The sequence below is a fragment of the Halorubrum sp. SD612 genome (genome assembly GCF_002135005.1).
In genome coordinates, this window is sequence record NZ_NEWI01000232.1 from 1 (window position 1) to 3,021 (window position 3,021).

The following is a 3,021-nucleotide window of genomic DNA, read 5'->3' on the forward strand; positions in this document are numbered from 1 at the left end:
GCGGGGGCCGCGCTGCGGGCGGGCCCTGGGTGACGGCGGGGGGCGGTGCGGTGTCCTCGAGCTCGTCTTGTAATTCGGCGGGGGCCGCGAGGGCGTCGGCGGGCGCGCCGAGGGCGTACGCCTTCTTGGCCGAGCGCAGGCTGTCGACGGCGTGGCCGGCGTCGGGCGCGGACTTCAGTCGGTGGGGCGCGCCGAGGACGTTGTCCGCGTCCGGCTGCCACACGGCGTCCGGGTCGGGCAGTTCCTCGCGCGCCGCCGCGAGGTGCTCTTCGACCTCCGCGCGGGTCTCCTCGCCCGCCTCGCCGAACAGGTCGTCGTCGTCGAACGTGGACTGGCCCATACCGGACCCGTCGTGCCCGCACCTTTTAAAAACGCGCCCGAAAGCGGAAGTGAAATCAGCGGTGAGACGGAGTCGGTCGCCGGATCGGTCGGCTCTCGCGTTCAGTTTCGGTCCGCCGGGGCGGCCGGCGGACCGGGGACCCGCGACCGTTCGGCGGCTCAGATCCGGACGAGCAGTTCCACCGCGATCAGCGTCACGAGGAGGCCGAGAACGCCCGCGAGGACGGCGAGCGTCCGAAGCCGTTCGGCCACCGCGTCGGCGTCGGGCGTCGCCGCGAGGAGGGCCGGGCGGTCGCGGGCGTCGGCGTCGCCGTCGGTGTGGGGATCGGGGTTCGACACGGACCGATCTCGGTCCGCGAGGGCCGTTAAACCGACTATGAGGGGGAAGTACCGCTATTGAGCGCTCCGGAGGTCATCCCCGGTTCCACGACGCCTCCTCGAAGTCGACGATCCGCTCGTTCCGGTCCAGGGCGTCGATCCGCGCGGTCTCGTCGTCGCTCAAGTCGAGCTCGCGGGCGGCCCAGTTGTCCTCGACGTGCCCGAAGTCCGCCGCCTTCGGGATCGGCGCGACGCGCTCCTTCGAGAGCAGCCACGCGAGGCTCACCTGCGCCGGGGTGGCGCCGTGGCTCGCGGCGATCTCCCGGAGGACGTCGACGTCCGCGACGCGGTTGCGCGCGATCGGCGAGTAGGCGACGAGCCAGTGGCCGTCGTCGACCGCGTACTCGCGGAGCCGCTCCTGTTGAAGCAGGGGGTGACACTCGACCTGGTGGGCGAACACGTCGTGGTCGAGGCGGTCAATCGCCTCGTCGAGCTGGTCCGGCTCGAAGTTCGAGAGCCCGATCCGGTCGATCACGCCGTCGTCGACGAGGTCGTCGAGCGCGGGCAGCGTCTCCTCGGGGTCGTAGCTGTTGATCGGCCAGTGAACGTACAGCAGGTCGATCGAGTCGACGCCGAGGCGGTCGCGGCTGGCGCGCGCGGTCTCGACCGCGTCGTCGTACGAGAGGTTGTCCGTCGAGAGCTTCGTCGCGACGAACAGGTCCTCGCGGCCGACGTCGCTCCGGTCTATCCCGTCGCCGACCGAGGCCTCGTTGTCGTACCCCTGCGCGGTGTCGACGTGGCGGTAGCCCGTCTCGATCGCGTGGGCGACTCCGGCCGCGCACTCCTCGCCGGCGGCCAGCTTGTACGTCCCGTACCCGAGTCGGTCGAAAGCGGAAGTCACGTGGTCGCGTTCGGACGGCGGCGGCCTCAACGTACCGGTCCCCGTCGAGCGCGGTGCCGACCTCGAACGGGTCGCGCCGCCCCGAGAGCCCTGCTCCCCTTTTAAATACCCACTCGGAGCCGGGGGAGGTATGTCAACGAGAGAGATCTCGCCGCGAAGCACGATCGGCGGCGTCTCGGTCGAGGGGAAACTACACACGCTCAGCGTCTGGTTCATCCTCGCGCTGCGGCTGATGATCGGCCTCGCGTTCTTCCAGAGCGGGCTCGACAAGGTCCTGAGCGGCGAGTTCAGCGCCGCGGGCTACCTCCGGAACGCGCCCGCCGCGAACGGGAGCCCGGCCGCCGGTCTGTTCACCGCGATGGGCGAGAACGCGCTGTTCGTCGACTTCGTCAACGTCGCGGTGCCGTGGGGCGAGCTACTCGTCGGCCTCGGCGTGGTCGTCGGGCTCCTCACTCGGCTCGCCGCGTTCTGGGGCGCGTTCATGATGCTCCTCTTCTACCTCGGCAACTGGGACGTCTCGCACGGCTACATCAACGGCGACTTCGCGTACATGCTCGTGTTCCTCTCGGTCGCCGCGTTCGGCGCGGGCCGGGTCCTCGGGCTCGACTCGTACGTCGAGGGGTACGAAGTGGGCGGGCAGCCGCTCGTCGAGCGGTACCCGTGGACGCGCTACCTCCTCGGGTGAGAGACCGCCTCGGGTGAGAGACCGGCCGCTTCCGCGCTGACGGCCGGTTCCGCCCCGGACCGCGTTATCAGGCGTAATATTCGGAGAGCAGTTGTTATCCCGATACGATCCCTGTCGATCGGTACACATGCAAGCGGGATCGGCCTCCGGCGTGCGATCGAGTTACGGCGCGAAGCTCGCGCTGTCGCTGATCGGCGCCATGGGGGTATCAGTTTCATACGGGGTCATCGTCTACCTCGGGGCGGAGGAGGCGGGCGCCGCGGGCGCAGCGGTGCGCTCCGGGCTCATCGGGATGACGCTGTTGACGGTGATCGGGCTCGCGCTCATCGGCGTCACCATCGGATCGAACACGGTCATCTCCCTGCGACAGCTCACGGCCAAGGCCGAGCGGATGGCCGAGGGAGACCTCGACGTGCGACTGGACACGGGTCGAACGGACGAGATCGGGCGGCTGTTCCGGGCGTTCGACGCCATGCGGTCGTCGCTCCGCACCGAGATCGGCGACGCCGAGGCGGCCCGCGAGGAGGCGGAGCGAGCCCGTCGCGAGGCGACGGACCGCGCCGAGACGGTCGAGCGCAAGGCGACCGAGTACGAGTCCGCGATGCGCGCGCTCGCCGACGGCGACCTGACCCAGCGGGTCGACTCCGACGTCGACAACGAGGCGATGGCGCGGGTCGGCGCCGCGTTCAACGAGATGGCCGACGAGCTGGAGGGGACCGTCGCGTCCGTCGCGACCGTCGCCGAGGACACCGCCGACGTGGCCGGGACCGTCGACGAC

The 3,021-nt window shown here is 70.5% G+C and carries 5 protein-coding genes; 2 read left to right on the forward strand and 3 right to left on the reverse strand.

Annotation, left to right across the window (positions count from 1 at the left end):
• From B9G38_RS15625 to B9G38_RS15635, 3 genes are all read right to left on the reverse strand, one after another.
• Window positions 1-340 (reverse strand): DUF5790 family protein (locus tag B9G38_RS15625; protein WP_233127242.1); only part of this gene is annotated, 340 nt, incomplete at its 3' end.
• A gap of 158 nt (window positions 341-498) precedes the next feature.
• On the reverse strand, window positions 499-678 hold the full coding sequence (locus B9G38_RS15630) for a hypothetical protein (RefSeq protein WP_086220989.1): 180 nt from the start codon (window positions 676-678) through the stop codon (window positions 499-501).
• A gap of 73 nt (window positions 679-751) precedes the next feature.
• The gene (locus B9G38_RS15635) at window positions 752-1,558 is read right to left on the reverse strand and encodes an aldo/keto reductase (protein WP_086220990.1); all 807 of its coding nucleotides are present in this window, start codon (window positions 1,556-1,558) and stop codon (window positions 752-754) included.
• Between the two features lie 130 nt (window positions 1,559-1,688).
• On the opposite strand from B9G38_RS15635, the gene B9G38_RS15640 reads away from it, so the two are divergent.
• The gene (locus B9G38_RS15640) at window positions 1,689-2,243 is read left to right on the forward strand and encodes a DoxX family membrane protein (RefSeq protein WP_086220991.1); all 555 of its coding nucleotides are present in this window, start codon (window positions 1,689-1,691) and stop codon (window positions 2,241-2,243) included.
• Between the two features lie 127 nt (window positions 2,244-2,370).
• The coding region (locus B9G38_RS15645; protein ID WP_143415524.1) for a HAMP domain-containing protein at window positions 2,371-3,021 on the forward strand (651 nt) is incomplete at its 3' end.